Below are 4,914 nucleotides of genomic sequence, written 5' to 3'. Positions count from 1 at the left end.
ACCCAGCGGGAATCCGCTGGGTCCCTCCTCGGTAGCTCCTCAGTTCATGAGTACCGGAGTGGGCCGTGCCTCGGCGATGAGTGTTTCACCGGTGTCGTAGTCGTCGTCGGCGGCGTGGGTCAGGACGCCGACGGCCGAGCCGTCGGACTCGTACCAGACGGTGAATCCGTCGGCTCGTTCGAGGAGCCGGTCATGGTCGTAGCCGTCGCCCCAGGCGTGGTACTTCAGCGTGGCATCGCCGATGGTGCTCCAGAAGCCGGGCACGTTCTGCCATGTCGACGGCTGCCCGGCCGCGTCTGATCCGGCGATCGCCCCTTGGTCGTCGGCGTCCTGCCAGTGTTCGACGACGATGTGGCGGCCGATCCGAGGGTTGAATGCCAGCGCGAGGTCGCCCACCGCGTACACGTCGGGGGCTGAGGAGCGCATGTCGGCGCCGACGACCACGCGTGAATCCCGGATGTTCAGGCCGGCGTGCTCGGCGAGCGCGCTGCGGGGTGTGACGCCGGTCGCGGCGACGATGAGGTCGCAGTCGATGCTGACTCCGTTGTCGAGGCGCACAACGCCTTCGGTGAGTTCGCGCACCGATACTCCCCCGACGTAGCGGGCACCCGTCAGCTCCACCAGGGCTTGCAGCCGGCGTCCCGCGGCAGAGCCGAGCCGTTTCTCCTGCGGCACGCGCTCGGGAGCGACGAGGGTGACGGCCAGGCCGTTGAGGGCAAGGGAAGCAGCCACTTCGCATCCGATGAAACCGGCGCCAACGACCACCGCCGAGGCCGCGTCGGCCGCTGCCTTCCGCAGCCGCGCAGCATCGGCGAGTGATCTCAGTTGCAGCGCGTGGTGACCGCCGGGTACCGGCAGCGGTGTGGGTGCGGCGCCACAGGCCAGCACCAGTGCGGTGTACGGGTAGGTGTCGCCGTCCGCGGTGACGGTGTGCGCGCCGGGGTCGATCGCGACGACTTCGGCCGCGAGTCGTAGGTCGATGGAACGTTCGGCGTACCAGTGCGCCGGGTGCAGCCACACGTCGTCGGTGTCGCCCCGCAGGTAGTCCTTGCTCAACGGTGGGCGGGCGTAGGGCGGTTCCGGATCGGCTGTGAGGATGCGCACCGGTAGCTCGCGGTTGTGATGCCGAAACGCGTCGGCGGCGCTGACTCCGCCTGGCCCGCTGCCGATGACGATGAATCCCGGTTCGTCCATGCCGGCGTCTTACCCGCGCCGACACGATTCCACACCCGCGTCTGGCCGCGCCGCGGTCAATTCGAAGGTTGCTCCTGCATCCTCGTCGTGGATATGACACGCACCCAACTCCGGGGAACCTCGATCACGCTCGGCACACCCGGAAGGTGTTCAGACTGGGGTCGGTGGCGTCGGGCACCGCCATGCCCGCGGCCGCGCCCGAACGCAGGTAATCGATCACGGCCGCATCGAGCCGTTCGCCGGGAACCACCACCGGGATGCCGGGCGGATACGGCGTGAGCTGTTCGGCTGCTACACATCCGGCGGCGCTGTCGGCCGGCATCTGCACGCTCGGTCCAAAGAATGCGGTGCGCGGCGCGCACACCGTCTCCAGGGCCAACTGGTCAGGAGCCGGCACCTCGATCGCGGGGCTGGTCGGCAGTGCGGGCGCGTACCGGGTGAGGTCGGTCAACGCCTCGATCAGACGCTCGACGGTGGCCTCGTCGTCGGCGATCGAGACGGTGGCCAGGATGCGGCGGTGATCGGCCATGCCGACGTCGAGGTGCCGATGCTCGCGCAGCCAGTCGGCGCATTGGTAGCCCGAGACGCCGAGATCGCTGACGTCGACCAGCATCTGGAGTCGGTCCAGGTCGTGTGAGGCTTGGTGGCCGAGCAGCTCGTCGTCGAGCACGTGCAGGCCCTCCAGCTCTTCGATGCGGGTACGCGCGTCATGTGCCAAGTCGATTGCCGCACCAAGCAACTGGCGTCCTTGGTGCACCATCTGGTGCCGCCAGCCATCGAGGGCCCCGTAGACCAGGACGCTGGGGCTCGTGGTCATCAGCAGGTCGGCGCACGCGGACAGATGCGCCCACTCGACCAGCTCGCCCTGATGGTGAAACACCGATCCTTGCTCGAATCCGGTGCCCATCTTGTGGACGCTGACCACGCAGACATCGGCACCGGCGTCCATCGCCCAGGTGGGCAGCTCGGGATGGAACGGCAGGTGCGCACCCCAGGCTTCGTCCACGATGAGCGGCTTGCCCCTGCGATGACATACCTCGGCGATGCCTGCGATGTCGGCGCAGGTGCCATACGGCGACGGGCTCACGATCAACGCGGCTGCGGCATCGGGATTGTCCCGCCATGCCGCCTCGACCTGCCCTGGCGACGGTGGATGCGAAAGGTGACGTTCGGCGTCCCACTGCGGGGTGATCCAGCGTGGCCGCACACTGGAGAAGATCAGGCCGGCCACGATCGACTTGTGGCTGTCGCGGCCGAGCAGCAGTCCGCCGGGATGGTCCCCCGCCACGGCGAGCATCGCCGCCTTCACCGACAGGGAGCTGCCGCAGGTGGAGAAGAATGCGTTGTCCGCGCCGACCGCGTCTGCCATGAGTTCTTCGGCGTGGCGCAGAAAGCCGCCGCGGGAGCGTCGATCGTCCAGACCGCTGGAGGCCAAGACGTCGCTGTGGAAGGGCTGCTCGCCGAGGACCTCCCTGACGGTGTCGCCGATGCCGCGTCCCTGCCGGTGTCCGGGGGGCGTGAAGCCGTAGCCGGCCCGGCGCCGGTAGTCGCGCAACGCATCCAGGACAGGCGTCTGGGACTGATCTGTCATCGAGGTCGTCCCACGGCGCGCAGCCGGTCGGCGCTCACCCCGACTCGTGGTCCTCGCCGCGGTCGATCAGTTCGCGTGGGTCAGCGACGTTGGGCGACAGATTTCCGGTGCAGTTGAACAGGGCTTGGTTCGGGTCACCGAACGGCGGCACGATCGGAGGGTTCTCGGACGGTGAAATGGACATGGTTGGCACGCTTTGTCGCACTCAACGGTTGCGCAGCGCCGAGACCAGTTCGGACTTGCGCTTGCCGGAGTATCCACTGATGCCGAGTTCCTTGGCGCGCTTCTTCAACTCCGTCACCGTCCAGTCGTCGTAGGAGCCGGACTTGCCGCCCTTGCGGGCGACGCTCGACGTGCCGCGTGCTGCGGCGGCGTTGGATATGCGGGCCGCCTTCTGCTTGGAGTCACCGTCCTTGCGTAGTTCCGTATAGAGCTTCTCGTTCTTGATCGACGACCGACGTGTGGCCATTTCGCTCATCCCTTCGTGCCTCGAACACATGGTGCTGCTCTTCGTTTCGTTCCCCGTGTCGGAACCGCTCAAACGCCCCTCACTCACGCCGGGCGGAGACCGACGCCGAGGCGCGCGGCACCGATGCTCAGACATCCCGCGGGACGGACACGTCGTGTACCGCTTGCCGATGTCCACGTCCTGGCAGAGTCTCGCCGATGTCGTCCCTGATCCGGCGGCGGCCCGTGCACGGCGAACATCGTTGATGGGCAGGCCATTTCGCCGTCGCGATGCCGTTACGCGTTGAGCATGTCCACGACCACCACGGCGATGTCAGACACCCCGTGGGTGGCACCCGCTACGCCGCCCGTTGCCCGCCACCCACCGCGTGGACTGGTGGGCGCACCAAATCGTCGGACACCGGTCTCCGCGACGAGCGCCACCTATTCGGCCATCCGGCGACCACTCCCACCAAAGCGCCGGCGTCGCCCAAGGGGCCGGGTCGGGTTTTGCGGACGAATGTGCGGGTAGCCGACCCGGGCATCGCCGCACCGTAGCGGCGTGCGCGAGGAGACAATCATGAGCACGGCGCGCGACCAACAGCACAACACCGACACCGATGAAGGCACCACCGATCGTCCCGCGGGGGTCGTCGATCCAGACGCGAACCCGCCCCTCACCGACCCCGACAACGACGAGGTCTTGGGCGGCCCCGGGGATCTGCCGCCGCAGGATACTGCTCCCGCAGTCCCGCCCTACGACGGCCGCAAGACCAGCGCCGACTAACAGGGCAACCCGAGGCTGCGCCATGCGCGGCACCGCCGTCGATCGCGGTCGGAGTCTTCACCGGAAAGTCGGCGGGCAAGTTCGCGTTCACTTCGTCCTCGGCATGCACAGCGGTCGCGAACGGACCGAACAGGATTGGCGCGACCTTGTTGGCGCTCAGGCGTTGCGGATGGTGAGTCCGCCGTCGACGGCGAGTACCGCGCCGGTGATGTACGAGGCGGCCGGGAGAAGCAGCGACAACGTCGCGTGCGCAACCTCTTCGGGATCCCCGTAACGACGCAACGCCGTCCGTCGGCGGGCGAAGGTGGCCTTCAGCTCGTCGGGGATGATTGCGGTCATTCCGGTGTTGATCGGGCCCGGGCACACACAGTTCACCGTCACCCCGGTCGGACCGAGTTCGACCGCAAGCGACCGCGTCAGGCCGATCACGCCGTGTTTCGTGGCCGTGTAGGGCGAGATTCCGCCGGTCGCGCCGAGGCCCTCTGTCGACGCCACATTGACGATCCGGCCTCTGCGCTCCCGGCGCAGATCGGGCAGTGCGGCGCGAACGAACCGCGCGTAAGCGGTCAGATTGATTGCCATGGTGGTCGCCCAGTGGTCCTCGAAGTCGTCACCGTCGATCGGCACAGGGATGCTCACCCCCGCGTTGTTGACCAGGCCGTCGATCGCGCCGAGGGATTCTCGGATCTCGGTGATGACGGCTGCCGGGACGTCGGACTCACCGACGTCCGCGACGACGGCGTGGACGCGGCCGCCTACGTCGTTGATCTCATCGGCCACGCGTGCCAGCCCGTAGGCATCACGGTCGACGACACCGACCGCGGCGCCCTCATCGGCGAGGAGATGTGCGGTCGCACGCCCCATGCCGCTGGCGGCCCCCGTGATCACGACTACG

6 protein-coding genes are annotated in these 4,914 nt (G+C 68.1%); 1 reads left to right on the top strand and 5 read right to left on the bottom strand.

The window, feature by feature from the left end:
• Window positions 1–39: 39 nt before the first annotated feature.
• The 4 genes from QOC69_RS27745 to QOC69_RS27730 form a co-directional block, all read right to left on the bottom strand.
• Window positions 40–1,194, bottom strand: a complete 1,155-nt coding sequence (locus tag QOC69_RS27745) for an NAD(P)/FAD-dependent oxidoreductase (RefSeq protein ID WP_526445735.1) — start codon at window positions 1,192–1,194, stop codon at window positions 40–42.
• A 124-nt stretch (window positions 1,195–1,318) separates the two neighbouring features.
• Entirely contained in the window at window positions 1,319–2,785 is a 1,467-nt protein-coding gene (locus QOC69_RS27740; protein WP_526445734.1) for an aminotransferase class I/II-fold pyridoxal phosphate-dependent enzyme, read from the bottom strand.
• A gap of 34 nt (window positions 2,786–2,819) precedes the next feature.
• The gene (locus tag QOC69_RS27735; protein WP_526445733.1) at window positions 2,820–2,969 is read right to left on the bottom strand and encodes a hypothetical protein; all 150 of its coding nucleotides are present in this window, start codon (window positions 2,967–2,969) and stop codon (window positions 2,820–2,822) included.
• Between the two features lie 21 nt (window positions 2,970–2,990).
• On the bottom strand, window positions 2,991–3,254 hold the full coding sequence (locus QOC69_RS27730; protein ID WP_526445732.1) for a Rho termination factor N-terminal domain-containing protein: 264 nt from the start codon (window positions 3,252–3,254) through the stop codon (window positions 2,991–2,993).
• 558 nt (window positions 3,255–3,812) lie between these two features.
• On the opposite strand from QOC69_RS27730, the gene QOC69_RS27725 reads away from it, so the two are divergent.
• Window positions 3,813–4,019, top strand: coding sequence for a hypothetical protein (locus QOC69_RS27725; protein WP_526445731.1), 207 nt, complete (start codon window positions 3,813–3,815; stop codon window positions 4,017–4,019).
• Window positions 4,020–4,175: 156 nt separating this feature from the next.
• Here QOC69_RS27725 and QOC69_RS27720 read toward each other — a convergent pair.
• A partial coding sequence (locus tag QOC69_RS27720) for an SDR family NAD(P)-dependent oxidoreductase (protein ID WP_526445729.1) occupies window positions 4,176–4,914 on the bottom strand: 739 nt, incomplete at its 5' end.

This window comes from Mycobacterium sp. (genome assembly GCF_032162105.1).
Lineage (GTDB): Bacteria > Actinomycetota > Actinomycetes > Mycobacteriales > Mycobacteriaceae > Mycobacterium.
The sequence above is the reverse complement of the archived record's forward strand: the minus strand, read 5'-3'. Positions and strand labels throughout refer to the sequence as shown.

What these genes read in the sequence shown, in the direction of transcription:
- QOC69_RS27740 (WP_526445734.1), bottom strand. Translation starts at nt 2,785, where the DNA reads ATGACAGATCAGTCCCAGACGCCTGTCCTGGATGCGTTGCGCGACTAC.
- QOC69_RS27730 (WP_526445732.1), bottom strand. Translation starts at nt 3,254, where the DNA reads ATGGCCACACGTCGGTCGTCGATCAAGAACGAGAAGCTCTATACGGAA.
- QOC69_RS27725 (WP_526445731.1), top strand. Translation starts at nt 3,813, where the DNA reads ATGAGCACGGCGCGCGACCAACAGCACAACACCGACACCGATGAAGGC.
- QOC69_RS27745 (WP_526445735.1), bottom strand. Translation starts at nt 1,194, where the DNA reads ATGGACGAACCGGGATTCATCGTCATCGGCAGCGGGCCAGGCGGAGTC.
- QOC69_RS27735 (WP_526445733.1), bottom strand. Translation starts at nt 2,969, where the DNA reads ATGTCCATTTCACCGTCCGAGAACCCTCCGATCGTGCCGCCGTTCGGT.